21 protein-coding genes are annotated in these 25,197 nt (G+C 71.3%); 10 read left to right on the top strand and 11 right to left on the bottom strand.

Going from position 1 to position 25,197, the window contains the following annotated elements; genetic code table 11:
- Positions 1-53: 53 nt before the first annotated feature.
- The 5 genes from ACIA8X_RS29705 to ACIA8X_RS29685 are packed head-to-tail and all read right to left on the bottom strand — an operon-like array spanning position 54 to position 5,895.
- Positions 54-914, bottom strand: coding sequence for a dioxygenase (locus ACIA8X_RS29705; RefSeq protein WP_399459547.1), 861 nt, complete (start codon positions 912-914; stop codon positions 54-56).
- Entirely contained in the window at positions 911-2,035 is a 1,125-nt protein-coding gene (locus tag ACIA8X_RS29700; protein ID WP_399459546.1) for a maleylacetate reductase, read from the bottom strand. Before ACIA8X_RS29700 ends, ACIA8X_RS29705 begins: the two co-directional genes overlap by 4 nt.
- The gene (locus ACIA8X_RS29695) at positions 2,032-3,327 is read right to left on the bottom strand and encodes an MFS transporter (protein WP_399459545.1); all 1,296 of its coding nucleotides are present in this window, start codon (positions 3,325-3,327) and stop codon (positions 2,032-2,034) included. Before ACIA8X_RS29695 ends, ACIA8X_RS29700 begins: the two co-directional genes overlap by 4 nt.
- Positions 3,324-4,910: a bifunctional 3-(3-hydroxy-phenyl)propionate/3-hydroxycinnamic acid hydroxylase gene (locus tag ACIA8X_RS29690; RefSeq protein ID WP_399459544.1), complete on the bottom strand. Its 1,587-nt coding sequence runs from the start codon at positions 4,908-4,910 to the stop codon at positions 3,324-3,326. Before ACIA8X_RS29690 ends, ACIA8X_RS29695 begins: the two co-directional genes overlap by 4 nt.
- The gene (locus ACIA8X_RS29685; RefSeq protein ID WP_399459543.1) at positions 4,903-5,895 is read right to left on the bottom strand and encodes an amidohydrolase family protein; all 993 of its coding nucleotides are present in this window, start codon (positions 5,893-5,895) and stop codon (positions 4,903-4,905) included. The genes ACIA8X_RS29690 and ACIA8X_RS29685 overlap by 8 nt, the downstream gene beginning before the upstream one ends.
- A 304-nt stretch (positions 5,896-6,199) precedes the next feature.
- Here ACIA8X_RS29685 and ACIA8X_RS29680 point away from each other — a divergent pair, with 304 nt between their 5' ends.
- Positions 6,200-6,982 (top strand): IclR family transcriptional regulator, encoded by a 783-nt coding sequence (locus tag ACIA8X_RS29680; RefSeq protein ID WP_399459542.1) that lies wholly within the window; start codon positions 6,200-6,202, stop codon positions 6,980-6,982.
- 10 nt (positions 6,983-6,992) lie between these two features.
- On the opposite strand, the gene ACIA8X_RS29675 is transcribed toward ACIA8X_RS29680, so the two are convergent.
- Positions 6,993-7,808: a PaaX family transcriptional regulator C-terminal domain-containing protein gene (locus ACIA8X_RS29675; RefSeq protein WP_399459541.1), complete on the bottom strand. Its 816-nt coding sequence runs from the start codon at positions 7,806-7,808 to the stop codon at positions 6,993-6,995.
- A 192-nt stretch (positions 7,809-8,000) separates the two neighbouring features.
- Between ACIA8X_RS29675 and ACIA8X_RS29670 the strand changes: the two genes are divergently transcribed.
- From ACIA8X_RS29670 to ACIA8X_RS29630, 9 genes are all read left to right on the top strand, one after another.
- Complete coding sequence (locus tag ACIA8X_RS29670) at positions 8,001-9,536, top strand: FAD-dependent monooxygenase (RefSeq protein WP_399459540.1); 1,536 nt, start codon at positions 8,001-8,003, stop codon at positions 9,534-9,536.
- Positions 9,533-11,599: an acetate--CoA ligase family protein gene (locus ACIA8X_RS29665; RefSeq protein ID WP_399459539.1), complete on the top strand. Its 2,067-nt coding sequence runs from the start codon at positions 9,533-9,535 to the stop codon at positions 11,597-11,599. The genes ACIA8X_RS29670 and ACIA8X_RS29665 overlap by 4 nt, the downstream gene beginning before the upstream one ends.
- On the top strand, positions 11,586-13,277 hold the full coding sequence (locus ACIA8X_RS29660) for a (2,3-dihydroxybenzoyl)adenylate synthase (RefSeq protein ID WP_399459538.1): 1,692 nt from the start codon (positions 11,586-11,588) through the stop codon (positions 13,275-13,277). The genes ACIA8X_RS29665 and ACIA8X_RS29660 overlap by 14 nt, the downstream gene beginning before the upstream one ends.
- A complete protein-coding gene (locus ACIA8X_RS29655) occupies positions 13,267-14,370 on the top strand; it encodes a cupin domain-containing protein (RefSeq protein WP_393446867.1) in 1,104 nt (367 codons plus the stop codon). The genes ACIA8X_RS29660 and ACIA8X_RS29655 overlap by 11 nt, the downstream gene beginning before the upstream one ends.
- Positions 14,367-15,200 (top strand): fumarylacetoacetate hydrolase family protein, encoded by an 834-nt coding sequence (locus tag ACIA8X_RS29650; RefSeq protein ID WP_393446865.1) that lies wholly within the window; start codon positions 14,367-14,369, stop codon positions 15,198-15,200. Before ACIA8X_RS29655 ends, ACIA8X_RS29650 begins: the two co-directional genes overlap by 4 nt.
- A complete protein-coding gene (locus ACIA8X_RS29645; RefSeq protein ID WP_393446863.1) occupies positions 15,197-15,898 on the top strand; it encodes a maleylpyruvate isomerase family mycothiol-dependent enzyme in 702 nt (233 codons plus the stop codon). The genes ACIA8X_RS29650 and ACIA8X_RS29645 overlap by 4 nt, the downstream gene beginning before the upstream one ends.
- A gap of 41 nt (positions 15,899-15,939) precedes the next feature.
- A complete protein-coding gene (locus ACIA8X_RS29640; protein WP_393446861.1) occupies positions 15,940-16,668 on the top strand; it encodes an alpha/beta fold hydrolase in 729 nt (242 codons plus the stop codon).
- Between the two features lie 116 nt (positions 16,669-16,784).
- Positions 16,785-17,798, top strand: coding sequence for a DUF4239 domain-containing protein (locus tag ACIA8X_RS29635; protein WP_393446859.1), 1,014 nt, complete (start codon positions 16,785-16,787; stop codon positions 17,796-17,798).
- Positions 17,795-19,126 (top strand): ABC transporter substrate-binding protein, encoded by a 1,332-nt coding sequence (locus ACIA8X_RS29630; protein WP_393446857.1) that lies wholly within the window; start codon positions 17,795-17,797, stop codon positions 19,124-19,126. Before ACIA8X_RS29635 ends, ACIA8X_RS29630 begins: the two co-directional genes overlap by 4 nt.
- A 119-nt stretch (positions 19,127-19,245) precedes the next feature.
- On the opposite strand, the gene ACIA8X_RS29625 is transcribed toward ACIA8X_RS29630, so the two are convergent.
- From ACIA8X_RS29625 to ACIA8X_RS29605, 5 genes are read right to left on the bottom strand one after another with little or no spacing between them, the layout of a single operon-like run.
- A complete protein-coding gene (locus tag ACIA8X_RS29625) occupies positions 19,246-20,358 on the bottom strand; it encodes a VWA domain-containing protein (RefSeq protein ID WP_393446855.1) in 1,113 nt (370 codons plus the stop codon).
- Positions 20,359-20,365: 7 nt separating this feature from the next.
- Positions 20,366-21,241, bottom strand: a complete 876-nt coding sequence (locus ACIA8X_RS29620; protein WP_393446853.1) for an AAA family ATPase — start codon at positions 21,239-21,241, stop codon at positions 20,366-20,368.
- Positions 21,242-21,256: 15 nt separating this feature from the next.
- A complete protein-coding gene (locus tag ACIA8X_RS29615) occupies positions 21,257-22,111 on the bottom strand; it encodes an FAD binding domain-containing protein (RefSeq protein WP_393446851.1) in 855 nt (284 codons plus the stop codon).
- Positions 22,108-24,477, bottom strand: coding sequence for a xanthine dehydrogenase family protein molybdopterin-binding subunit (locus ACIA8X_RS29610; RefSeq protein ID WP_393446849.1), 2,370 nt, complete (start codon positions 24,475-24,477; stop codon positions 22,108-22,110). Before ACIA8X_RS29610 ends, ACIA8X_RS29615 begins: the two co-directional genes overlap by 4 nt.
- Positions 24,474-24,944 (bottom strand): (2Fe-2S)-binding protein, encoded by a 471-nt coding sequence (locus ACIA8X_RS29605; RefSeq protein ID WP_393446848.1) that lies wholly within the window; start codon positions 24,942-24,944, stop codon positions 24,474-24,476. The genes ACIA8X_RS29610 and ACIA8X_RS29605 overlap by 4 nt, the downstream gene beginning before the upstream one ends.
- Between the last annotated feature and the right edge of the window lie 253 nt (positions 24,945-25,197).

Here is a 25,197-nt window from a genome sequence, read left to right as displayed (position 1 = left end):
AGGGTACTTTCTGGCCCACCAGAAGGCTCTTCGCCAGCGGGTGCCCTTGGCTCCTACTCCTTCTTGAGGGCGATATCGAAGCTCGCCGAGGTCCAGGAGCCCTCCGGCTCGCGGCCGTCCGGTGTCGGCGTTCCGGCATCGTGACGGGTGAAGGGACGGATGAGCGAGTCCTTGACGCCGAAGACCGAGTCGCTGTCGAGGTAGGGGTCGTCCGCGACGAAGATGTGCGTGATGAGGGGGTGGAAGCCGGGTGCCGTCACCTTGAAGTGCAGGTGCGGTGCCCGCATCGGGGAGCGGCCGGCGTACTGGAGGAGCCGCCCGACGGGGCCGTCGTGGGGGATCGGGTACGGCGTGGGGGTGAGCGCCCAGAACCGGTAGCGGCCCTCGGCGTCGGTGTACAGGTGCGCGCGCCCGGCGAGGGTGCCGTGGTCGTACTGGACGTCGTACATGCCGTCGTCGTCGGCCTCCCACACCTCGATGCGGGCCCCGGCGACCGGCTTGCCGGCGGTGTCGGTGACCCGGCCGCTCACCCAGGACGGCTCGCCGCCCGCGCCGCCCGCGATGTCGCCGCCCAACTCGATCTCGGGGGAGTCCTGGACGAAGAACGGACCGAGGACCGTGGACTGTGTCGCCTCGTCCGCCTCGCCGAGGCCCGGCTCGTTCACCGCGACGGTGAGCATGGAGATGCCGAGGACGTCCGAGAGCAGGACGAACTCCTGACGGGTCTCGGACGTGATGTGACCGGCCGCCGTCAGGAAGTCGATCGCCGCGGACCATTCCCCGTCGGTGAGCCGGGTCTCGCGTACGAAGGCGTGGGCGTGCCGTACGAGTGCCTGGATCAGTTCACGGAACCGGTCGTCCTTCGCGGTGTCGAAGCTCGCGACGACCTTGTCGGTGAGTGCCTGTTCAGTCATCGGTGTGCTTTCGTGTCGAGCGCGGTGAGAGGGACAAGGACGGGGGTGTCGCCGCGGCACGCGCGTCCCAGCAGCTCGCGCATCTGGTGGCGGGTCACCCGGCGCGGGTTGGAGTCCGGCACCTGCGTCATGACCAGGTCGGTGGCTCGGTCGAGCTCCTGCTCGGCGAGGCCCAACTCGCCGAGCGAAGAGGGGGGTTCGAGCCTCGCGTAGAGGTCGAGCAGCGCCGCGAACGGGTCGGTGCCGTCGCCGAGCGCCGCCCCGAGGTGGCGGGCCGCTTGCGGTGCCGCGGGCAGGTTGAGGCCGACCACGTGCGGCAGGACCACGGAGTGCAGGGCCGCGTGTTCGAGGTCGTACGCCCCGCCGAGGACGTGGCACACCTTGTGATGCAGCCCGGAACCGGCCCCGGCGAAGGCGACCGCCCCGAGGTAGGTGCCGAAGAGGATGTCCCGGCGGGCGGCGACGTCCTGGCCGTCGGCGACGATGCGCGGCAGCGACGATGCCAGCGACCGGACGCCCTCGACCGCCAGAGCGGAGCTGATCGGGTTGTGGCGGGGCGCCCACCACGCGTCGACGCAGTGGGCGAGCGCGTTGAGCCCCGACGTGACCGACAGGCGGGTCGGCAGGGACAGCATCAGCGTGGCGTCGTAGACGACCACACGGGGGAGCACCTTCGGGTCGGTGCCGGTGCGCTTGTGGCCGTTCTCGGTCAGGCCCCAGACGGGGGTCGCCTCGGAGCCGGCGTACGTGGTGGGGACGGCGAGGATCGGCAGCCCGGTGGTGAGCGCCGCCGCCTTGGCGGTGCCCGTGGTCGAGCCGCCGCCGACGCTCAGCAGCAGGTCGGCGGCGTGCTCGCGGGCGGCGGCGCGTACGGCCTCGGCAACCTCGACCGGCACATGGGGCCTGACCTCGCCGAAGACCGCCACGACGGGGACGTCCTCGCAGATGTCCTCGGCCAGGGCGCGCTCCCCGTCGGCCGCGATCACCAGGACCCGGCTCGCGCCGAGCCCGGCGACCTCGGCCGCCACGTCCTCGCGGGCGGTGCCGGAGCCGAAGACGACCCGCTGGCCCCACGACTCGTAGACGACCGGCGACGGGCCGGCCGAGGTCGCCGCGGTCACGCCGGCACCGCCGCCCGGGCCCGGGGCACGGCGCCCGCCGCGAACGCCCCGAGGAGAGCGGGCACGGCGAAGGCGTAGAAGGCCCACTCGATGTCGGCGCCGGAGCTGAGGACGAACGCCCCCAGGGACGGGCCGACGATCGCGCCGAACCGGCCGATCGACAGAGCCCAGGCGAGGCCGTTGCCGCGCACCGCGTCCGGGTACCGGGTCACGATGAACGCGTTGCCGAGGATCTGCGAGCCGATGAACCCGAATCCGCTGATGAACATCAGCACGAACATGACGGCGGTCGGCGGGCGCAGGCTCATCGCGATCAGACTCAGGGTGCCCACCAGGAACGCGACGACCACGACCCGCTTGGCGCCGAGCGCGTCCGCGATCCGGCCGCCGACGATGGCACCGACGCCGACTCCCAGCCACATCGCCGCCGTCTGCAGCAGTGCTGACCCCAGGGAGAAGCCCGCGGCCTGCATGATGCTGGGCAGCCAGGTGCTGATGCCGAAGACGAGCAGGAGTCCGCAGAAGGACATGGCCCAGAAGAGCACGGTGGAGACCGCGAGACCGCCCGTCAGCAGCGAGCCGAGGCCCAGCCAGCGGCCCGGGTCCGACGTCGGCGCCGCGTCCGACGGGGCGAGGCCGAGCCGCTCCTCGATCTCTCTCGCCTCGGCCGTCCGGCCGGTACGGCTGAGGTGGAAGGGGCTCTCCGGGAGCTTGAGCAGGAGCGGAATGGCCAGGAACACCGGCACCACACCGATCACGTACAGCCAGCGGTACGACACATCGGGGAGCAGCGCGGTGCCGAGCAGCGGGGAGAGCAGGGCACCGGCCGCGTAGCCGCTCATGATGAGGGCGACGTTGCGACTGCGGCGGCCCGGCTCGCTGAGGTCGGCGACGAACGCGTTGATCGTCGGCAGGACGACACCCAGGCCCAGGCCGACGACGAGGCGTCCGGCGCCGAAGGACGGGACACCGCTCGCGACCGTGCAGACCGCCATCCCCACCGAGAACACGACGGTCCCGGCGAGCAGGAGCCGGCGCGGTCCGGTGCGGTGGACGAAGGCTCCGGCGAAGGCGGCGCCGATCAGCATGCCGATGCCGACGAGCGAACCGATGGTGCCTGCCTCCGCCTTGTCGATGCCGAGCGAGGGGTCGCCCAGGATCGCGGGGACGGTGACGCCGTACACGGCGAGGTCGTAGCCCTCGAGGGAGGCGACGACCCAGGCGGCGACCAGCATGAACGTGGTCGCGGGCACTCTGCGGACGGCCGGGCGTATGGCGGACGGTGCGGTCATGGCCGGATCCCTTCTCCGAGGGTGGCAGGAGCCTGTACCGGCTCGACTGCGTTGGCAAGTGTCTTCAGGAGCGCCGGGACGTCGGACAACGCGTCCACGGTGCCGAGGATGTAGAAGTCGGGCCGCCACAGAACGGCGGCTCGGTCGGTCTCGTCGAACCAGCGCCCGTAGACGCCGCCGACGTCGGTGATCCCCTCCGCGGTGAGCCGGCGATCGGTGAGGTGGTGGACACCGACACCGAGCCGGCCGGCGAGTTCGGCGGTCGGGGCGTCGAGCGAGGCGCCGGCGAGGCCGTCGACGAGGAGGACGAATCCGCGGCCGACCACGGCGTCGAAGAGCCCCTCGGTCCCGTGCGACTCCACCCGGCCCTGCGGCATCAGCTGCCCGGCCTGCGCAGATGCGTCGTGCAGGCCCGGGCCGAGACCCGGGAAGCGCATTTTGTCGGGGCGCCCGTTCGCCTTGCGCTGGGCGATCAGCCGGGCGTCCCGCTCGGCGGCGGCGATCGGGTCGCGGGTGGTCTGCACCCGTCCCAGTTCGATGCCCTTGGCGATGATGGCCCGGACATGCGGCTCGCGTTCGCTCTGGTACGTGTCGAGGAGCGCGTCGTCGGCGCCGCGCAGGACGGCGTCGAGCTTGAAGGCGAGGTTCTGGGCGTCGCGGATGCCCGAGCACATGCCCTGCCCGAGGAACGGCGGCATCTGGTGGGCCGCATCCCCGGCGAGCAGAACCCGGCCGCTGCGCCAGTGCTCCGCGACGAGCGAGCGGAACGTGTAGGTGGCGACGCGGATGAGGTCGGCCCGGCTCCGGTCGACGTACGCGGCGACCCGCGCCCACACCCGGTCTGGCTCCCGCTCGACGGGGAAGGAGTCCGCCGAGTCGAGCATGAAGCTGAACCGGTGGTGGCGGGGACCCAGCGAGATGATCGAGATCGGCTGCTCGGGGTCGCAGACCTGACGGGCCTTGGGGATGTCCGCGGCACCGGGACCGTCACCGGTCAGCTGGAAGTCGCACACCATCCACGGCTCGGAGAACCCGTAGTCCTCCTGCCCGACGCCGAGCCACGCCCGGGTGAAGCTGTTGCCGCCGTCGCAGGCCACGACGTACCGGGCGGAGACGACGTCGTCGGCCCCCTCGACCTGGATGTCCACGCCGTCGTGCGTGCCGTGCAGTGCGGTGACCCGGGAGTCCATCCGGATCTCCACGTTGCCGAGACCGCGGACCAGACCGTCGAGGGCGTCCTCCAGGTACGGCTGGTACATCATGTACCACTCCGCCCAGCCCTGGCCGCCGACGGCCGCGAAGTCGTGCTCGATGAGCAACTCGCCCGCGCCGTTGCGCCATTCGTAGTTCCGTTGGACGTGCAACGTGGGCAGCAGTGCCTGTGCGAGGCCGAGGCGGTCGAACGTCCGCATCGTCTCGTCGTCGAAGATGGCGGCGCGCGGAAGGTTGTAGAGGGTGGGGTAGCGCTCCAGCACGATCACGTCGTGGCCTGCCTGACCGAGCAGTGCCGCCGTGACCATGCCCACGGGCCCGTACCCGATGACGGCGACGTCGTACATGGGCATGCCCTTCCGTTCAGACACCGGCGTACGCGGGCGCGGGGGTTGGGGCGAGGCCGAGGAGCTTCTCGGCGTTCAGGTGGCCGATCTTGCGCCGGTCGGCGTCGCTGATCGGCGCGTCACGCAGGAACTTCGTGGCGGTGTCGATGTCCTCGAAGGGGTAGTCGGTGCCGAAGAGGATGTGGTCGGCACCCATCGAGAGCAGGGCGGTGAGCAGCGGCGCGGGGGAGCAGACGCCGCTGGTCGTGATGTAGAGGTTGTGCCGGATGTACTCCGAGGGACGGCCGCGCCTGAGCTCGATGCCGTGGTGCGCGTGGAACTCCCAGCGCGAGTCCATGCGCCACATCACGAAGGGCAGTCCCTCTCCCATGTGGCCGAGCAGCAGCTTGGCGTTCGGGAAGTCGTCGAAGACGCCGCCGAAGATCAGCCGCAGGACGTGGGTGGCCGTGTCGACGCCCCAGCTCCACATCGGTCCGACGAGTTCGGGGTGGCCCGAGAACACATGCGCGGTGTCGACGCCGTTCGCCGGGTGCAGATAGAGCGGTACGTCGAGGTGCTCGGCGCGCTCCCAGACGACGCGCAGCTCCGGGTCGTCGAGGTACCTGCCGTGGGTGTGCGCGTTGACGAGGGCGCCGCGCAGGCCGAGCTGGGTGACCGCCCGTTCCAGCTCGTCGGCGGCGGCCTCGGGGTCCTGGAGCGGCAGGGCGCCGAATCCCGCGAAGCGGTCGGGGTGCTCGGCGATGACACCGGCGAGGAAGTCGTTGACCGTGGCCGCCTGGTGGACGGCGGCCCGCGGGTCCTTCTCCGCCTGGATGCCGGGGGAGTTGAGCGACAGCACCTGCATGTCCAGGCCGGCGGCGTCCATGTCGTCGAGGCGTTCCTCGGTGAGGTCGAGGAGCCGCCGGGAGGCCTCGGCCCATGCTCGGGGCTGGGCGATGGAGGCGGTCGAGGTGCCATGGCCCACCAGTTCCGGGGTCACGAAGTGCTCTTCGAGGCCGATCAGCTTCATTGCGGAGTTCTCCTCGGTGGATCGTGTGCAGTCGAGGTGAGATGCCCGGCGGGATGTGAGGGACCAGGGCGTTCGGGAAGCGCAGGCGTACGCGCAGTCAGAAAGCGGCTCAGAGGCCGGCTGCGAGACAGTCCGTCGGTACGGCGGGAGCAGCCGGGGGGCGGTGAGTACCACCGCTGTCGCAGTTCACCAGAACGTAACGCGTTCCGCAATAGTGAATGTAAGATCGGTTTCCGCGAACAGTCCGGGCCGTCGCGCCGATAGGCTGAACGCGCTCATCGACCGGCAGGAAAGGGACCGCGCCGTGACCACGACTGACCCCCACGAGAACGGCGAGCGTCAGGGGATCCAGTCCGTCGAGACCGCGATGCGGGTTCTGCTGGCCTTGGAGAGCGGCGGCGGCGCGCTGAGCCTGTCGGCCATCGCGCAGGCCAGCGGGATGCAGCCCAGCAAGGTGCACCGCTACCTCGTCAGCCTCGGCCGTATCGGCCTGACCTCGCAGGATCCCGCGTCGGGCCTCTACGACTTCGGGGCCGCGATGCGCCGCATGGGCGCCGAAGCGCTGCGCCGCACCAACGAGGTGGCCGTGGCAGGCGGCCACGCGATGCGGCTGCGCGACCGCACCGGCCACTCGGTGAACCTCGCCGTCTGGGGAGACCGTGGTCCGATCGTGGTCAGCTGGGCCTACGGCACGCGCCCGCTGCCCCTGACGGTACGGGTCGGCGCCACACTTCCCCTGCTCACCTCATCGGTCGGCCAGGTCTTCCTCGCCCACCTGCCCGAGAGCCTCACCGACGAGGTGCTCAGCGGCGAACTGCACGGCAGGGAGGCGGAGTGGACGGGCGAGCGCCTCGCGGCCGTGCGGGACCAGGTCCGCGAGCAGGGCCATGTCGTGACGCACAGCGGTGTCATCCCGGGCATCATCTCCGTCGCCGCCCCGGTCTTCGCGGCCGGCGACCCGCTGCCGCTCGCCGTCTCCGTCGTCCTGCCCGAGAGCCTCGGCACCCCGGACCACCTCGCCGAGGTCACCCGCGAACTGCACAGCACGGTGACCGCGGCGTCGCACGAACTCGGGCACCTCTCGTAGCGCCGGACGCCTACTTCTGAGCGCTGGGGCGGGTGCCGGCCACCTCGTCGTAGTAGGACTCGGCCGCCGGGCCGAGGATCTCGTGGGCCTCCAGGAACATCTCGTGCGCCTCGTGGCCCACCCAGCCCGCCGGGAGGAGCTCGGTCGGCAGGTCGGGGTCGCGGAAGGGGAACTTGCGGTAGTCGTACGTCAGCCGCATGCGCTCGACCAGGGCCTCCTCCGGGCTGAGATGCCCGGCCCGGTAGGACGGCATACGGCTGCGATAGGTGCGCAGCAGTTCCCGGTAGTCCTCGTTGAGGGCGTCGAGGTCCCAGCTGCGCGTCGCCATGTCGCGGTCGACCGGCAGCCCGCCGGACTGGCAGCGCAGGGTGTCCAGGCGCACGGCGGGCTCGTCCGCGAACTTCTCCCGGACCTGCTGGATACGGTCGTGCGGGGAGACGTACGTCGACGGTGCCAGCGGGCCGAAGCCCAGCCAGGCCAAGTCCTTGCGGATGCGGTCGCGTACGCCCCGCTCGGTCTCCGGGACCGAGTAGATGACCATGTACCAGTGCCGGTCCCAGTCGGCCGGCGCCCGGTCGAAGATGCGTGAGCGGCCCTCGTCGAGGAGCTGGAGGCTGCGCTTGTTGAGCGCGTAGAGCGTCTCCCTGCCGTCGCGCCGGACGTCGAACCAGCCCTCCTTGCGCAGCCGGGCGAGGACCACCCGCACGGTGCTCTCGCCGACACCGAAGCAGCCCATCAGGGTGCTGAGAGTGCGCAGGCGGGCGTCGCCGCCGCGATAGCGGACGTAGTCGCCGAACAGGTCGAAGACGATCGATCGAGGCTTCACGGAACCGACTATGTCACACGGACGGCCGTCGCGAGGATGAGCTGCCCGAACGGGAAAACCCCAGGCCTGCTGTGATTCCTGGTCGTGTACGCCTCGTCGATGTGCAACAAATCATTGACGCCCGTGTATCTATTGACACAGGATGCTCGCGGGCCTGAGTCTGGGCCTGTACTCGATGTGGAGGCAGGAACCATGGTTTCTCGGATCGCTTGCGTGGGAGGCGGCCCCGGCGGGCTGTTCTTCGCGGCGCTCATCAAGCAGGCCGATCCGTCGGTCGAGGTGACGGTCTTCGAGCGGAACCGCCCGGAGGACACCTTCGGCTTCGGCGTGGTGTTCTCGGACGCCACCCTGGCCGCCATCCACGCGGCGGACCCCGTGCTGCGCACGGCTCTCGCCGAATACGGCCGGCACTGGGACGACATCGAGGTCCGGCTGAAGGGGCAGCGGATCAGGTGCGGTGGCAACGGCATGGCCGCCATCACCCGCAAGACCCTGCTCCAGCTGCTGCACCAGCGGGCGGCGGAGCTCGGCGTGGACATCCGGTTCAGCCACGAGGTCCCTGCGGATCCGGCACAACTGGCCGACTACGACCTGATCGTGGCCGCCGACGGTGCGAACTCCCGCTTCCGCGACCGTCTCGCCGACGTGCTCGTGCCGGAGGTGGAGGTCGCGACCGCGAAGTTCATCTGGTTCGGCACCGACTACCTCTTCGACGGCCTCACCTTCGTGCACGAGCACGGCCCGCACGGCACCTTCGCCGTGCACGCCTACCCGATCAGCGACAGCGTCAGCACCTTCATCGTGGAGACGGACGAGGAGTCCTGGCGGCGGGCAGGGCTCGACGAGTTCGACACCGCGCAGCCGCCCGGCCCCAGCGACGAGAAGACCAGGCACTACCTGGAGAAGCTCTTCGCCGAACAGATCGACGGGCACGAACTGCTGGTCAACAACTCACGCTGGGGCAACTTCCGTACCCGGCGCGCCCACCGCTGGCACAGCGGCAACGTCGTCCTGCTCGGCGACGCCGCCCACACCGCGCACTTCTCCGTCGGCTCCGGCACGAAGATGGCCATGGAGGACGCCGTCGCCCTCGCCGACAGCCTCCTCGCCCACCGTGCCGACCTGCCGAGCGCGTTGGAGGCGTACGAGGCGGCCCGGCGGCCCTCTGTGGAGAAGATCCAGGGCTCCGCCCGGCCGAGTCTGTCCTGGTGGGAGCACTTCGGGCGCTACCACGACGCGTTCGGGCCGACCCAGTTCGCCTTCCACTTCATCTCCCGCAGCATCGGCAAGGAGCGGATCGCCCGCCGCGACCCAGAGTTCGTCGAGACGGTCGTACGGGACTGGCGGGCCGCGCACGAAGGCCGGGACCCCCTGGACACGCCGCTGCGGCTCGGTGAGCGGGAGTTCGGCGGACGGCGGCTGACCGCGGCGGAGCTCGCGGGGCTGCGCGGCGAGGGATCCGGGTGCCTGTGGCTCACAGCGCCCGACTCCGAAACTCAACTCTCCATGGGGTACGAGGAGTTGGCCGGTGCGGCGACCGGTGAGACCTCGCCCGAGCTGGTCGCCGTACACGACGGAACCCCGCTCACCCGGTCGCTGCTCGCCGAACAGGCCCGGCTGGTGCACGGCGTGCCCGCGCTGATCGTGGAGGACGGGATGGACGACGACCGCGCCGAGACGCTGCTGCTCTCCGGGCGCGCCGACCTGGTGGGAGGCGAGCAGTCATGACCTCGGACCTGACCCCGCTGTTCGCACCGGAGGGCGTCGTCGTGATCGGCGCCTCGCGGCAGCCCGGCAAGCTCGGCGCCGCCATGGCCCGTTCTCTGGCCGTGTTCCCCGGCGCGCGAGCCCTCGTCAACGCCCGTCGCCCCGAACCCGGCGCGGGCGTGTACGCCTCGGTCGCCGAAGCCGCCGCGCACACCGACGGCCGGCTCGACCTGGCCGTGCTGTGCGTACCGGCCTCCGGCTGCGCGGACGCCCTCGCCGAAGCGGCCGCCGCCGACTGCTGTGCCGCGCTGGTCTGCGCCGGCGGGTTCGGCGAGGCGGGCCCGGAGGGTGAGGTGCACGCGGAGGCGCTGCGCCGCGTCGCCCGGGAGACGGGAATCCGGCTGCTCGGCCCCAACACCTCCGGCTTTTTCGCGCCCGAACTGGGCCTGACGGCCAGCTTCGTGCCCGCGGCCGGGCAGCTCCCGGCCGGCGAGATCGCCGTGGTCGCGGCCAGTGGCGGCGTCAACCACGCGCTCTCCTTCGACCTGGTGGCCGCCGGGAACGGCATCAGCCTCGGCGTCGGCATCGGCGCGGGCCTCGACGTGAGTGCCGCGGACGTTCTGGAGCACCTCGCGCAGGACGCTCGTACGACAGCTGTCGCCCTGCACCTGGAGACCGTCCCGGACGGGCCGAGGCTCGTGGCGGCCGTACGGCGGGTGGCTGCCGTCAAGCCGGTCGTCGCCCTGGTCGTCGGCCGCAGCGACGTCGGTGACTTCGCCCGGTCGCACACCGGCGCGCTCGCCACCTCCTGGCGTACGACGCGCGCCGCGCTGCGGCAGGCCGGGGCGGTGGTCGTCGATGATGAGCGGGAACTGGTGGACGCGCTCACCGCGCTCTCCCGCGTCCAGCTGCGGCCCCACCTCGACCCGGGACTCGGCATCGTGACCGCCCAGGCCGGACCGGGCCTGCTGCTCGCGGACCGCGCGGGCACCGACGGCATCCGGATGCCGGAGCTGGCCGCGACCACCCAGGGCGCGCTGAGCGAGCTGCTGCCCCCGATGACCTATCAGCGCAACCCGGTCGACACCGGCCGGCCCGGCGAGACCTTCGCCCGCGTGCTCGCCACCACGGCCGCGGACCCGGCGGTGGATCTGCTCGCCGTCTACGCCCTGACCGAACCCGACAGCGTCGACCTCGCCTCCGCCGCCCAGGACGCCGGACTCGGCACGGATTCCCCGGCCGTGGTGGTCATCGGAGGCCTCCCGGAGGATGTCGCCGAGCAGCGGGCGCGGTTGCACAAGGCGGGGATTCCGGCACTCACCGGACCTGCCTCCGCCGCCAACGCCGTACGGGCCCTGGTGACGTATGCCCGGCAGCGGGCCCTGCGGGACGAGGGGCCTGTGCTGGAGCCGGCCGCCACCGTGCCGCCCGGTCCGCTGGACGAGGACGCCGCCAAGACGTTCCTCGCGGGGCTGGGCCTGCGCACCCCGAAGCGCGTCGCCTGCGACTCCCGTGCCGACGCCCACTACGCCCTGCGTCTGCTCGGCGGGCCGGTCGCGGTCAAGGTGCTCGACGCCGCGATCCTCCACAAGACGGAGGTCGGCGGAGTCCACCTGGGCGTGCGCACCGCCGACGAACTCGACGCGGCGCTGGACGCCATCGGCCCCGACCACCGCTACCTGGTGGAGGCCATGGCCCCGGCCGGCGTCGATCTGGTGCTCGGCGTGCGACGGGACCCCGTGTTCGGGCCGGTCGTGCTGGTGGGGCTGGGCGGCACCGCAGCCGAGGCGCTCGCCGACGTGGCGATCCGGCTCGCCCCGCTGTCCGAGGCCGAGGCCGCCGGGATGCCCGACGACCTGGCCGCCCGCGCCCTGCTCGACGGCTGGCGCGGCGGACCGGTGCTCGACCGGGCCGAGTTCGGCCAGGTCACGGCTGCCCTCGCCGCCGCCCTGGCAGCGAGTCCGGACACCGCCGAGATCGAGATCAACCCCCTGCGGCTCACCCCCGACGGGCTGATCGCGCTGGACGCCGTGATCGTGCCCACCGCTCCACCTGCTGAGGAGAACGACCATGCCCAGGCCTAGCAGCAACGGCGCTGTGCCCTGGCCCGCGGACCAAGCGGAGCGCTACACCGCGCAGGGCTACTGGGAGGGCATCGCCCTCGGCGATCGTCTCCATGCCGCCGCCGACCGGGCGCCCGACACCGTCGCCCTCGTCGACGGCGACCGGCGGCTGACCTACCGCCAACTCGCCGAGCGCGCCGACGCCGCGGCCCTGCGCCTGGCCGCGCTGGGCCTGCGCCCGGACGACCGGCTCGTGGTGCAACTGCCCAACTCCGTCGAGTTCGTGATCCTCGTGTACGGGTGCCTGCGCCTCGGTGTCATCCCCGTCATGGCGCTGCCGGGCCACCGCAGACACGAGATCGGGTATCTCGTCGAGCACAGCGAGGCGGTGGCCCTCGCGGTGCCGGACCTCCTGAAGGGCCACGACCATCAGGAGATGGCCTTCGAGGTCGCTGACGCCTCGTCAACTCTTGAGCACGTCCTCGTGCTGGGCGACAAGGTCGGCGACGGTGCCGTGGACCTGCGGGAGTTGTGCGCCGCGCCCGACACCGAGGACGCCGACCAGGGGGGCCACGTGCGGGCGGCCGTGGACGCCTACCGGCCCGACAGCCGGTCCATCGCCGTCTTCCTGCTCTCCGGCGGCACCACCGGACTGCCCAAGCTCATCGCCCGTACGCATGACGACTACCTCTACAACGCGCGCCGCAGCGCCGAGGTCTGCGAACTCGGCCCGGACACCGTCTACTTCGCCGCCCTCCCGCTCGGGCACAACTTCCCGCTCGCCTGCCCGGGCCTGCTGGGCACGCTGCTGCACGGCGGCCGCGTCGTCCTGGGTTCCCCGAATCCGAAGAAGGCGTTCGCACTGATCGAGCAGGAGGGCGTCACCGCCTCCGCCCTGGTCCCGGCCATCGCCCAGCGCTGGCTGGACCACCACCGCGAACATCCGGGCGCCGACCTGAGTTCGCTGCGCCTCCTCCAGGTCGGCGGCTCCCGGCTCGCCGACCACGTCGCCCGCCGCGTCCGCCCCGAACTGGGCTGCACGCTCCAGCAGGTGTTCGGCATGGCCGAGGGACTGCTCAACTACACGCGCCTGGACGACCCCGAGGACGTCATCTGTACGACGCAGGGGCGGCCCATGTGCGAGGACGACGAGCTCCTCGTGGTCGACGAGTTGGGCAACCCGGTCCCGGAAGGGATGCCGGGCGTACTGCTCACGCGCGGCCCGTACACGCCACGCGGTTACTACCGCGCCGAGGAACAGAACGCCCGCGCGTTCACCGAGGACGGCTGGTACCGCACCGGCGACATCGTGCGGCTGCTGCCCGACGGCAACCTCGTCGTCGAGGGCCGCGACAAGGACATGATCATCCGGGGCGGGGAGAACATCTCCGCCGAGGAGATCGAGAACTTCGCCTACCAGACCCCGGGCGTCGCCCGCGCCGCCGCCGTGGCCATGCCCGACGCCGCGCTCGGCGAGCGTGTCTGTCTCTACGTCGTCCCTGAACCGGGCCACACGGTCACCCTCGACGACATCCACCACCTCATGGAGGACTCGGGCATCGCCCGCTTCAAGTTCCCGGACCGGCTGGTGACCGTCCCGGAACTCGCCGCCACCAAGGTCGGAAAGATCGACAAGAAGGCCCTGCGCGCCGACATCGCGCGCCGCCTCGACGCCGAAGGAAACCCCGATGACCACTGAGTCAGTGACCAGCGTCTCCGTCATCGCCCCGCAGGAGACGGACCCCGAACTCCGGGAGCTGTACGACGGCTTCGCGGCGGCCGGGCTCATCCCGCTGTGGACCGAGATCGGCAACCTCATGGCGCTCACCCCGCAGCCCGAGGCCGTACCGCACGTCTGGCAGTGGGACACCCTGCTGCCGCTGGCCCGCCGGTCCGGTGACCTGGTGCCGGTCGGGCGGGGCGGTGAGCGCAGGGCGATCGCGCTCGCCAACCCGGGGCTGCCCGGGCGGCCGTACGCGACTCCCAACCTCTGGGCGGCGATCCAGTACCTCGGCCCGCGCGAGGTCGCTCCCGCGCACCGCCACTCGCAGGGCGCCTTTCGCTTCATCCTGGAGGGCGAGGGCGTGTGGACGGTCGTCAACGGCGACGCGGTCGAGATGCGCCCCGGCGACCTGCTGCTCACCCCGTCGATGCACTGGCACGGCCACCACCATGTCGGCGACGCGCCGATGGTCTGGCTGGACGGCCTCGACATCCCCCTCGTGCACCGCCTCGACGCCGGGTTCTTCGAATTCGGCGAGAACGGGGTGTCGGACCGGTCGACCCCGAGCCGGTCGCGCAACGAGCGGCTGTGGGGCCACCCCGGGCTGCGCCCGATGGCGGCCGAGGAGAGCCCCAACTCCCCGCTGATGGCCTACCGTTGGGCCGACACCGACGACGCCCTCACCGCCCAGCTGGAGCTGGAGGACGAGGGGTACGCGGGCGTCATCGAGCCCGGCCACGCCGGCATCCGCTTCACCAACCCCGCCACCGGCCGCGACGCCCTCGCCAGCCTGCGCACCGAGATGCACCGGCTGCGCCCGCGCACGGCCACCGCCACTCGCCGCACCGTCGGCTCCTCGGTCTGGCAGGTGTTCCGCGGCAGCGGCACCGTCACCCTCGACGACCGCGTGATCGAGGTGTCCGCCGGCGACCTGATCGCCGTCCCCTCCTGGTGCGCCCTGACCATCGCCGCGCACACCGAGCTCGACCTGTTCACCTTCAACGACGCGCCCCTCTACGAGGCGCTGAACCTCGCCCGCACCGAAACGACCGGGAGCCCCCGCGTATGAAGCTCGCCACCATCCGCACCGTCGACGGCACGGCGGCCGTGCGCCTCGACGGCGACCGCGCCGTGGAGACCGGCGTCTCCGACGTCGCCGCCCTGCTGCGCCGCCCCGACTGGCGTACGGACGCGACCGCCGCCGACGGCCCGGCGCACGACGTGGCGGCTCTCGCCCTCGCCCCGGTCGTCACGACCCCGTCCAAGATCTTCTGCGTGGGCCACAACTACCGCACCCACATCGCGGAGATGGGCCGCGAGATGCCGTCCTACCCCGCCCTCTTCGGCAAGTTCGCCAACGTCCTGCTCGGCGCGCGCGACGACATCGTCCACCCGGGCGAGACACAAGAGCTGGACTGGGAGGCCGAACTGGGCTTCGTCATCGGCTCCCGGCTGCCCCGCCGGTCCACCGAGGCGGAGGCGGCGGCCGCGATCGCCGGATACACCGTCGTCAACGACATCTCCATGCGGGACTGGCAGTGGCGCACCCCGCAGTGGCTGCAGGGCAAGGCGTGGGAGGCCAGCACCCCGGCCGGCCCCTGGCTGGTGACCGGCGACGAGATCGACGACGCGGCCGACCTGGAGATCCGCCTGGAGGTGGACGGCGAGGTCATGCAGCGCTCGCGCACCTCCGACCTGCTCTTCACCCCGGCCCGTATCGCCGCCTACCTCAGCACGTTCACGACCCTGGAACCGGGCGACCTCATCCTCACCGGCACCCCGGGTGGGGTCGGTGCGGCCCGTGACCCCAAGGTGTTCCTGAAGCCCGGTCAGGTCGTGCGGACGGTGATCGAGGGCGTCGGGGAGTGCGTCAACACCGTCGTCGAGGACAAGGCGTGAAGGTCCTCGACTGGGTCGCGGACGGGCAGCGCCGACTGCAGGAAGCGGTCGACGCGCTGCCCGCCGAGGCGGTCACCGAGCCGTCCGCCCTCCCCGGCTGGACCCGCGGCCACCTCCTCACCCACGTCGCCCGCAACGCCGACGCCCTGGTCAACCTGCTGACCTGGGCCCGGACGGGAATCCGTACGCCGATGTACGCCTCGCCGGACCAGCGCGGCACGGACATCGAGGCGGGCGCGGGGCGGGCCCTGGCCGAACAGCGGGCGGACGTACGGGAGTCCGCCGCCCGTTTCACCGAGGCCGCCGAGGCGATGTCGGACGAGGCGTGGTCGGCCACCGTCCTCAGCGGGCTTGGCCGCGAGATCCCGGCGTCCGAGGTGCCGTGGCTGCGGGCTCGCGAGGTGTGGATCCACCTGGTCGACCTGCGCGTCGGCGTCGGCATGGACGTACTGCCGCCCGACCTGGCGTGGGCCCTCGTGCGCGATGTGGCCGGGTGGATGTCGGCCCGGGTGGGGGCGGACACCGGGGCCGAGCTCACGGCGGACGGCCACGGCACCGTCGTACTCGGCACGCCCGTGACTCCCGCCGCGACGGTCACGGTCACCGGACCGCCGTACGCGCTCGCCGCCTGGCTGACCGGCCGCGGCGGCACCGAAGAACTGCGCGGCGAGCTGCCCAAGCTCCCTCGCTGGATATGACCGAGTGGTTGTCAACGAGCAAACGATCAAAGGAGATCGGCATGAGCGAGACCTTCGTCCTGGTGCCCGGAGCCTGCCACGGAGGATGGGCCTGGCGCCCCGTCGCGAACGAGCTGCGGGCCGCCGGGCATGAAGTGCACACCCCCACGCCGGCCGGACTGGGCGAGGGCGACGACCCGCGCGACGTGACCCTGACCGACTGTGTGAACAGCGTCGTGGAGTACGTCGAACGCGCTGGTCTGACGGACATCACGCTCGTCGGCCACAGCTGGGGCGGCTACGTGCTGGTGGGTGCGGCGCCCCGGCTGGCCTCCCGGCTGCGTCGGCTGGTCTTCTGGAGCGCGTTCGTCCCCAACGACGGCGAGTCTCTGATCGACGCGTGCCCGCCGCACTACGGTGAGATGTTCCGCGCCGTGGCGGCTGCTTCCGGCAACAACGCGGTGACCTTCCCGTTCGAGGTGTTCCAGCAGGCGTTCATGCAGGACGCCGACGAGGAGACACAGCGGATCGTCCACTCCCTTCTCGTGCCGCAGCCGCTCGGCACCTTCACGGAGAGGCCGGACACGAGCGCGTTCTACGCGCTGGACATACCGACCGCGTACGTCCTGTCCGAGGAGGACCTCTCCCTCCCCGGCGAGTGGCACTGGGCCGAGCGCTTCCCCCAGCGCCTGAAGAACCCGCTGATGATCGAGACCCCCGGCAGCCACGAGGCCCTCTTCACCCGCCCCGCCGAACTGGCCGACGCGTTCGTCCGGGCCTGCGGGGTGTAGAGCGTCCCCGGATGCCGAGCGCCTGCCTGTTGGTCGCGACGGCCGCCACCAGGCGGGCAACGGTCGATCTTCGACGAGGCCGACGGTGCCACTGTTTGACGGCCTTACCTTCATTCGTGTCTCGCAAATCCATTCGCGGAATTGGACATTGGGCGGCTGCCGCACGGTTCGTCGCGGCCTTTGTCGGCGTAGCTGAAGCGGGGCCGGGGCATCTCTGTGTCATGGGGGCGGGTGGGTTCTCGCAGGTACCGACGTGGGCTCAGGCTGTGGTGTTGGCCGGAGGATTTCTTGCTTTCGGTTTATGCGGCCTGCTCGCGCGTCCCTTGGTTCGTCGGCGGTTCGAGGGCGATCCGGAACACGACGAGCGTGTCACCTTCCTGGTCGAGGTCGTGGGGGTCTTCTGCGCCTTGCTGGTCGGGCTGGTCGCCGTTGGCGCGTACGACCACTACGTGGAGGTGAAAAGGCTGGTCAATCAGGAGGCGTCACAGCTCACCACCGTCTATCGCGCCGCTCAGTCCTTTCCCAACAGCCGTCGGTGCAGACTCCAGTCGCAGATACGGAATTACGCCGAGAACGTGATCGACGACGTCTGGCCGAAGCAGAAGGAGGGCGAGATCGAGGAGGACCAGGGCAGGCTGGACGCCGTGTTCGAGTCGCTGATGTTCTACGAGCCTCGAAATACCCAGGAATCCAATGCCCAGTCCGTCACCCTTGAAGCCTTCAACGATTACAACAACCTTCGTCGCGAGCGGCAGGGCGAGGTGGAGATCGGCCTGCTGCCTGTTCTCTACGTCGTTCTCTTCCTCGGCGCGGCCGTGACCATTGCGGCGACCTGGGGGCTCGTCGGGGTCAGACTGATCGACCACGTGGCCATCACCGGCCTGCTGTCGCTCTTCATCGGGGTCTTCCTGTCCCTGATCGTCGCGCTGGACTACCCCCTCCAGGACAGCAACTCGATCCCGCCGAAACCCTGGACGGTCGCTCTCACGAAAGGAATGGGGGTTCCTGCCAAGGACGAGAAGCAGGTCAGCACCTACTTCGGAGAGTCAACGGCGGACCGGGTTCCGGGCTGTCTCCTGAACGTGTCCGACTACGTTTCGTTCGCGAGCTCGGAGCAACTACCGGAGTGAAGAAGGCGTTGTCGGGAATTTTGACGGCCCTGATCCTCCTCGGCCCGGCCGCTTGTGCCGGGGGTTCCGCGGACGAGAAACGGACGACGGTCACGGTGGCGGTCGTCGATTTCATGCGCAACATGGACAAGCTCGTCGACGACTTCGAGGAGGATCACCCCGACACGCACGTGAACTTCGTGTTCCTGCCCGAGAACACGCTGCGGGCCCGGGTGCCGAAGGACATCGCCACCGAGGCCGGCCACTACGACGTCGTCGCCATCGGCCCGTACGAGGCACCGATCTGGGCTTCAAGGGGCTGGCTGACCCGACTCGACGGCTACGCGGGCCAGGGCGACCACGACATGCGGGACTTCATTCCCACGGTGCGCGAGGCGCTGTCGTACAACGGTGGCCAGTACGCGGTGCCGTACTACGGCGAGTCGTCCTTCCTGATGTATCGCAAGGACCTGTTCGCGCAGGCAGACCTGACGATGCCGAAGCGCCCGAGCTGGCGGCAGGTCGCCCGCCTGGCGGCGAAGCTCCACGACCCGGAGAACGGCATCGCAGGGATCTGCCTGCGCGGCGGTACGGGCTGGGGAAACCTGCTAATGCCTTTGAACACGGTGATCCTGACCTTCGGAGGTCGCTGGTACGACGAGGACTGGAATCCACAACTCACCGCTCCCGAGACGAAGAAGGCGGTGCGGTTCTACGTGGACCTGGTCCGCCGCCACGGCCAACCCCGGGCTGCCGAGTCCGGGCCCGTCGAGTGCCAGACAACGATGCGGCAGGGCAAGGCGGCCATGTGGTACGACAGCACCGCCCTGGCCGGCAGTCTCGAGGATCCGAAGACCAGCAAGGTCGCCGGCCGGCTCGGCTACGCCCCGGCCCCGGTCGTGAGCACACCGAATTCAGGGTGGCTGTGGGCCTGGTCGCTGGCGATCCCCATCACGGCGAAGGAGCCGAAGGTCGCGCGGGAGTTCGTCTCCTGGGCGACGTCCAAGCGCTACCTGAAGCTCTACGGCGAGAGACTCGGCTGGGTCCGCGTGCCACCAGGCAGCCGACTGTCCACCTACCGGTTGCCCGAGTACCGGAAAGCCACCAAGGCGTTCGCCCAACCGACGCTGGACGCACTCGAGGCCGTGGACCCCACACGCCCCGGCATGCACGAGCAGCCGTGGGTCGGGATGTCGTACATCGGCATCCCGGAGTACGCCGGCCTCGGCAATCGGGTCTCCTCGGAACTCTCCTCGGCGATCGCCGGCCGGCAGTCGGTCGATGACGCGCTGGCGAAGTCCCAGATCTTCGCGAGGGACGTTGTCGAGGGCGGCGGCTACAAGGACTGAGCGCGGGACAAGACTCGCCCCCGGTGCGGCGGGACCGGGGCGGGGATCAGCGCGTGTTCCCGAGGGTGACGTCGAATTCGCTGATCGGGTTGTCGGCGGCCTGGGCGTCGGCAGTGGGGTCACGCACCGTCCGACCCCCTCACCACACCCGCCAGCCGCTCCAGCGCCGCAAGGCTGTGCCCCTCGACGAACGCGTCCACGCTCGGCAGCGCCGCCGCCATTCCGGCCGCCAGGGGCGCGTAACCGGGGCGGGCCTTGCGCGGGTTGGCCCAGATCACCCGGTGCGCCAGCCGGTTCAGGCGGCGCATCTGGGACCCGAGCAGCTCCGGATCGCCCCGCTCCCAGCCGTCGGACAGCACCACCACGATCGCACCGCGCGCCATGCCGCGCTGCCCCCAGCGGTCCAGGAACGCCCGCAGCAGCTCACCCAGCCGAGTGCCCCCGCGCCAGTCCGGCACCGCCGCCGCGACCGCCGCCATCGCCAGGTCCGGGTCCCGGTGCGACAGCTCCCGCGTGACCCGGGTCAGGCGGGTGCCGATCGTGAACACCTCCGTGCGGCCGCCTCGCGAGGCGGCGTGCGCGAAGCGCAGCAGCGCGTCGGCGTACGGCGACATGGAGCCGCTGACGTCCACGAGCAGCACGACCCGGCGAGGCAGCTCGGTGCGGGCGTGCCGCCGCAGCAGCGCGGGCTCACCGCCGTGGCGGAGCAGTTCCCGCACGGTGCGGTGCGGATCGACGTCCCCGCGCCGGTGCGGCCGCCTGCGTGCGGAGCGCCTCGTCTCGCCGCGCAGCGCGAAGGCGGTCAGCAGCCGGCGCACCTGCTCGCGCTCGGCCGGGTCCAGCTCGGCGATGTCGCGGTGGCGCAGGACCTCGGCGGAGCTGGCGAGGGAGGCGGCGGGAGGGGCTGTGGGGTCGGCTGGTCCAGGAGTACGGCGGTCGGCGCCCGCATCCCGCATGACCAGCCGCAGCCGAGGCGCGGGCGCCGGGGCCACCCTCCGCCCGACCGGCTCTCCGCCCCCGAAGCAGGCCGCGAAGACCCGCTCGTACCGCTCCAGGTCGTCCCGGTTGCCGCACAGCGTCAGCCGCCCCGCCCAGTACACGTCGGCCCGGATCCCCGGCCGCAGCACGTCCACCGCGCACAGGAAGGTGTGCACCCGCTCGGTACTCGCGTCTATGCCCGCCGCACGCAGGGCACGGGCGAATCCGAGGAGGGCTGCGTCCCCGGCGAGCACGGCGCCGTCACGCCCCTCGCGCCGCGAGCACCGCCGCGAAGTCCAGCCCCCGCGCCCGCTCGGCGTCCTCCCGGTACTTCAGCACCGACCCCAGCGTCGCCGTCGCCAGCTCCGCGTCGACCTCGCTCGCGCCCAGCGCGTCCAGGGCCTCGGCCCAGTCGATCGTCTCGGCGACCCCCGGCGGCTTGAGCAGGTCGTGGCCGCGCAGCCGCTGCACCAGGGCGGTCACCTGCTCGGCCAGCCGCGCCGACACATGCGGCAACCGCCGCCGGACGATGGCCAGTTCGCGGGCGAAGTCGGGATGGTCGAACCAGTGGTACAGGCACCGCCGCTTCAGCGCGTCGTGCACCTCGCGGGTGCGGTTGGAGGTCAGCACGACCACCGGCGGTGTCTCGGCCCGCAGCGTGCCGAGCTCCGGGATGGTGACCGAGAACTCCGACAGCAGCTCCAGCAGGAACGCCTCGAACTCGTCGTCGGCGCGGTCGATCTCGTCGACCAGCAGCACCGACGGCTGCGTCTGCAGCGCCTTGAGCAGGGGCCGGGCCACCAGGAAACGCCGGTCGTACAGCTCGCTCTCCAACCGGTCGGCATCGGTGACACCGGCTGCCTCGGCCGCCCGCAGATGCAGCAGCTGACGCGGGAAGTCCCAGTCGTACAGGGCCTGCGAGGCGTCGATGCCCTCATGGCACTGCAACCGGATCAGCGGGGCGCCCTGCGCCTCGGCGAGGGCGGACGCGAGCGCGGTCTTGCCGACGCCCGCGTCGCCCTCGCAGAACAGCGGCCGGCCCAGCCGCAGGGCCAGGAAGCAGGCGATGGCCAGCCCGTCGTCGACGAGGTACCCCGTCTCCTCCAGGCGGGCCCGCACCTGCTCCGGGCCGTCCATCCCGGTGATCGCCGCTCACCCCATCCCGGCGGCCGCCAGCACCGCCCGCTTGGTGAGCACCCGGGCCAGATGGGCCCGGTACTCGGGGGAGGCCGAGAGGTCCTGCGAGGGCTGGGTGCCCTGCGCCGCCTCCCCGGCGGCCTGTGCCACGGCGTCCGGATCCAAGGCGCCGGACAGCGCCTCCTCGGTCGAGGCCGCGCGCACGGGCGTGCTGCCCATGTTGGACAGCCCGACCCGGGCCTCCGCGATCCGCCCGTCGTCCCGGCGCACCAGGGCGGCCACCCCGACGATCGGCCACGCCTGGGCGACCTGGTGGAACTTCTCGTACTTGAAGCCCCAGCCGTCCGTCTTGGGCACCCGCACCTCCACCAGGAGCTCGTCGGGAGCCAGCGCGGTCTGGAGGTAGTCGACGAAGAACTCACCGGCCGGGATGACGCGCCGGCCTCGGGGGCCGACCGCCACCAGCTCGCCGTCCAGGGCCAGCACCACCGCGGGCAGGTCCCCGGCCGGATCGCCGTGCGCGAGCGAGCCGCCGAGGGTGCCCCGGTGCCGTACCGCGGGATCCGCGACCGTGGCCGTGGCGGCGGCCAGCAGACCGGCGTGGCGGCGGACCAGCGGGTCGTGGAGCACATGGTGGTGGGTGGTCATGGCGCCGATGACGAGGGTGCCGTCGTCCTCGCGCACCCCGCGCAGCTCGGGGACGCGTCCGACGTCCACGAGCACCTCGGGAAAGGCCAGCCGCATCCTCAGCAGCGGCAGCAGGCTCTGCCCGCCGGCCAGCACCTTGGCGTCCTCACCGCCTTCGACGAGCGCGCGGACCGCCTCGGCGACGCTCGTCGGACGGGCGTAGTCGAATGCCGGAGGGATCATGACCGTGCCTCGCTTCCTGACCTCAGCGCCTGCCAGACCCGCTCGGGCGTGCAGGGCATCCGGATGTCCGTCACGCCCAGGGGCCGAAGCGCGTCCAGGACCGCGTTGACGACGGCGGGCGTCGAGGCGATCGTCCCGGCCTCGCCGACTCCCTTGACGCCCAGGGCGTTCGACGTCGACGGCGTCTCGGTCCGGTCCGTCACGAACTCGGGCAGGTCCGGCGCCGACGGCACCAGGTAGTCGGCCATCGTGCCGGAGACGAGGTTGCCCTCCTCGTCGTACACGGCCTCCTCGTACAGCGCCTGCGCGATGCCCTGCGCCAGCCCGCCGTGCACCTGCCCCTCGACGATCATCGGGTTGATGACCCGGCCGATGTCGTCGACGCAGACGTACGAGCGGATGTGGGTCCGTCCGGTCTCCGTGTCGACCTCGACCGCGCACAGGTGGGTGCCGTGCGGGAAGGAGAAGTTGTCCGGGTCGAGCAGGTGCTCGGCGTTGATGGTGGGCTCCATGCCGTCGGGCAGGTCGTGCGAGGAGAACGTCTCGAAGGCGACCTCCTGAATGGTCTTCCGTGCCTCCGGGGAGCCCTTCACCGAGAAGACGCCGTTCGCGAAGTCCAGGTCCTGTTCGCTCGCCTCCAGCAGATGGGCGGCCACCTTGCGGGCCTTGTCGACCACCTTCTCCGCCGCGTGGTGCACGGCCATCCCGCCGATCACCAGCGACCGCGAGCCGTAGGTGTCCATGCCCTGCGGGACCGCCCTGGTGTCGCCGTGCACCACCTCGACGTCGTCGAAGGGGACGCCGAGCACATCGGCGGCGATCTGGCTCCAGCAGGTCGCGTGGCCCTGCCCGTGCGGGCTGGTGCCGGTGACCACCTCGACCTTGCCGGTGGGCAGCATGCGGATGCTCGCCGCCTCCCAGCCGCCCGCCGCGTACCGCAGATCCTTGAGGATCCGGCTCGGTGCGATGCCGCACATCTCGGTGTACGTCGAGACGCCGATGCCGAGCCGTACGGTGTCCGCCCGCTCGTTGCGGTCGGCCTGTTCGGCGCGGAGCTTGTCGTAGTCGAACAGCTCCAGAGCCTTCGCCGTCGCCGCCTCGTAGTTGCCGCTGTCGTAGGTCAGACCCGCGATCGTGGTGTGTGGGAACTCCTCGTGCCGGATCCAGTTCCGGCGCCGCAACTCGACCGGGTCCAGGCCGAGTTCGACGGCCAGCTCGTCCATGGTCCGCTCGATGGCGAACGTCGCCTCGGGGCGTCCGGCGCCGCGGTAGGCGTCGGTCGGCGTCCTCGTCGTGAAGACGCCCGTGCAGGTGAAATCGTAGGCGTCCATCTTGTAGATGCCCGGGTACATGAACGCCCCGAGCAGCGGGATGCCCGGCGTGATCAGCATCAGATAGGCGCCCATGTCGGCCAGCAGGTCGACCTTGAGGCCGAGCACCTTGCCGTCGCGGTTCGCGGCGATCTCGATGTCCTGGATCATGCCGCGCCCGTGGTGGGTCGCCAGGTAGCCCTCGGAGCGGGACTCGGTCCACTTCACCGGCCGGCCGAGGCGCCGGGCGACCGTGAGGGCGATGGCCTCCTCGGCGTACACCTGGAGCTTCGAGCCGAAGCCGCCGCCCACGTCCGGGGCGATGACCCGGATCTTGTTCTCGGGGATCCCGGTGACCATGGACATCAGGACGCGCACGATGTGTGGGATCTGGGTCGAGGAGTACAGCGTGTACTCGCCGGAGGCCGCGATCGGGGTGACGACGACCGCGCGGGGCTCCAAGGCGTTGGGGATCAGCCGCTGCTGGTGGTAGCGGCGCTTGAGGGTCACCTCGGCCCGTCGCCGTACGGAGTCGAAGTCCTCCCCCGTCTTCAGCGGCCAGGTGTAGCAGCGGTTGGTGCCCTTGTCGGCGTGCACCAGCGGGCTGTCCGGCTCCAGCGCGGCCTCCAGGTCGAGCACCGGGGGCAGCGGCTCGTAGTCGACCTCGATCGCCTCCAGCGCGTCGGCGGCGGCGTACCGGTCGCGGGCCACGACGACCGCGACCGCGTCGCCCGCGTGGCGCACCTCGTCGACGGCGATCGGCGGGTGGTCGGGCATCACGATGTCCTCGGTCACCGGCCACACACAGGGCATCGAGCCGAGGCCCTCAGCGAGGTCGGCGCCGCTGAACGCGGCGATGACGCCCGGGCGTTCGAGGGCGGGGGAGACGTCGACGCGCTCGATGCGGGCGTGGGCCATCGGGCTGCGCAGGAGCGCGAAGTGCAGCAGTCCGTTGACGCCGATGTTGTCCGTCCAGGTGGTCTGGCCGGTGATCAGGTGGGCGTCCTCCTTGCGGGGCCGGGCGCGGCCGACCTCCCGCTGCACCGTCTCGGTCATGTCGTGACCTCCTCTTCGGAGGCGGCCAGGACGGCCTGCACGATGTTCTGGTAGCCGGTGCAGCGGCAGAGGTTGCCCTCCAGGCCGTGCCGCACCTCGTCGGGCGTGGGGTGCGGGTGCTCACGCAGCAGATCGCGCGCCGCCATGATCATGCCCGGGGTGCAGTAGCCGCACTGCAGGGCGTGCCCCTCGTGGAACGCCTTCTGCAGGTCGGTCCACTCCCCGTCGGTGGCGAGTCCCTGCACGGTGGTCACCTCGCCCCCGTCCGCCTGGACGGCCAGCACCGAGCAGCTCTTGACGCTCTCGCCGTCGAGGTCGACGGTGCAGGTCCCGCAGTTCGTGGTGTCGCAGCCGATCGGGGTGCCGGTCAGGCCGAGCCGGTCGCGCAGGTAGTGGATCAGAAGGAGACGGGGTTCCACGTCGTCCTCGTAGGTCGTGCCGTCCACCTTCAGCGAGATGTGGGTCATGTGCCCTCCAGAGACCGATCGGGTGGATAAGAAGAGGGAAACATCGGCCGGGCGTGATGTACGTCACTCTATGGCGGCTCCGGTGTGACGGCGAGTGCTGCGGCAGGGTCGTTGAGCGTTAATCCATTGCCGGCTCGGGTCCGTCCCTGGTGCACTTCACCGGTCCCGTCAGCACGCAAGGAGGAGCACCGATGCGCACTGCGTTCATGTCCACCCCGGAAGGAACGACCCCCTCATCGAAGGACATGACGCT

Origin of the sequence: Streptomyces sp. NPDC051738, from assembly GCF_044453205.1 — a bacterium.
Lineage (GTDB): Bacteria > Actinomycetota > Actinomycetes > Streptomycetales > Streptomycetaceae > Streptomyces.
The sequence above is the reverse complement of the archived record's forward strand: the minus strand, read 5'-3'. Positions and strand labels throughout refer to the sequence as shown.

Excerpts from the sequence above, each read along its gene's own strand:
- ACIA8X_RS29705 (WP_399459547.1), bottom strand. The coding sequence starts at position 914 with ATGACTGAACAGGCACTCACCGACAAGGTCGTCGCGAGCTTCGACACC.
- ACIA8X_RS29695 (WP_399459545.1), bottom strand. The coding sequence starts at position 3,327 with ATGACCGCACCGTCCGCCATACGCCCGGCCGTCCGCAGAGTGCCCGCG.
- ACIA8X_RS29685 (WP_399459543.1), bottom strand. The coding sequence starts at position 5,895 with ATGAAGCTGATCGGCCTCGAAGAGCACTTCGTGACCCCGGAACTGGTG.
- ACIA8X_RS29670 (WP_399459540.1), top strand. The coding sequence starts at position 8,001 with ATGGTTTCTCGGATCGCTTGCGTGGGAGGCGGCCCCGGCGGGCTGTTC.
- ACIA8X_RS29665 (WP_399459539.1), top strand. The coding sequence starts at position 9,533 with ATGACCTCGGACCTGACCCCGCTGTTCGCACCGGAGGGCGTCGTCGTG.
- ACIA8X_RS29660 (WP_399459538.1), top strand. The coding sequence starts at position 11,586 with ATGCCCAGGCCTAGCAGCAACGGCGCTGTGCCCTGGCCCGCGGACCAA.
- ACIA8X_RS29655 (WP_393446867.1), top strand. The coding sequence starts at position 13,267 with ATGACCACTGAGTCAGTGACCAGCGTCTCCGTCATCGCCCCGCAGGAG.
- ACIA8X_RS29650 (WP_393446865.1), top strand. The coding sequence starts at position 14,367 with ATGAAGCTCGCCACCATCCGCACCGTCGACGGCACGGCGGCCGTGCGC.
- ACIA8X_RS29640 (WP_393446861.1), top strand. The coding sequence starts at position 15,940 with ATGAGCGAGACCTTCGTCCTGGTGCCCGGAGCCTGCCACGGAGGATGG.
- ACIA8X_RS29620 (WP_393446853.1), bottom strand. The coding sequence starts at position 21,241 with ATGGACGGCCCGGAGCAGGTGCGGGCCCGCCTGGAGGAGACGGGGTAC.
- ACIA8X_RS29615 (WP_393446851.1), bottom strand. The coding sequence starts at position 22,111 with ATGATCCCTCCGGCATTCGACTACGCCCGTCCGACGAGCGTCGCCGAG.
- ACIA8X_RS29610 (WP_393446849.1), bottom strand. The coding sequence starts at position 24,477 with ATGACCGAGACGGTGCAGCGGGAGGTCGGCCGCGCCCGGCCCCGCAAG.
- ACIA8X_RS29605 (WP_393446848.1), bottom strand. The coding sequence starts at position 24,944 with ATGACCCACATCTCGCTGAAGGTGGACGGCACGACCTACGAGGACGAC.